The organism is Streptomyces bobili, from assembly GCF_002154575.1.
GTDB classification, from domain to species: Bacteria; Actinomycetota; Actinomycetes; order Streptomycetales; family Streptomycetaceae; genus Streptomyces; species Streptomyces bobili.
Genome location: NZ_MUBA01000200.1, coordinates 1 through 332, shown reverse-complemented (window position 1 = coordinate 332; position 332 = coordinate 1). Strand labels below are relative to the sequence as shown.

The window sequence follows — 332 nt, the reverse complement described above, 5'->3', positions numbered from 1 at the left end:
CCTCGTGGCCCGGTTCGTCGTCCGCGTGGAGGGGTTCACCGAGGGCCTCGGACCAGAAGCTCGCCAGGCTGTAGGCGTCCGCGCAGTCGATGGTCACGTGACGGATCTTGGAAGTCATGCGGGGGATTCTTGTCCACCCGCCTCCGCGCGGCAACGGAGAATCCGCGTCCGCCGGCCGGACCATGCCCCGCCCCCCGCCCCCGACGGGCGGCGGGCCGTCGGGGGCGGGGGGCGGGGCATGGTCCGGCCGGCGGACGCGGATTCTCCGTTGCCGCGCGGAGGCGGGTGGACAAGAATCCCCCGCATGACTTCCAAGATCCGTCACGTGACCA

The 332-nt window shown here is 72.3% G+C and carries 1 protein-coding gene; it reads right to left on the bottom strand.

Translation table 11 applies throughout. The features are described from left to right. The coding region (locus tag BZL64_RS42035; RefSeq protein WP_341868808.1) for a VOC family protein at window positions 1-118 on the bottom strand (118 nt) is incomplete at its 3' end. Window positions 119-332 lie beyond the last annotated feature (214 nt).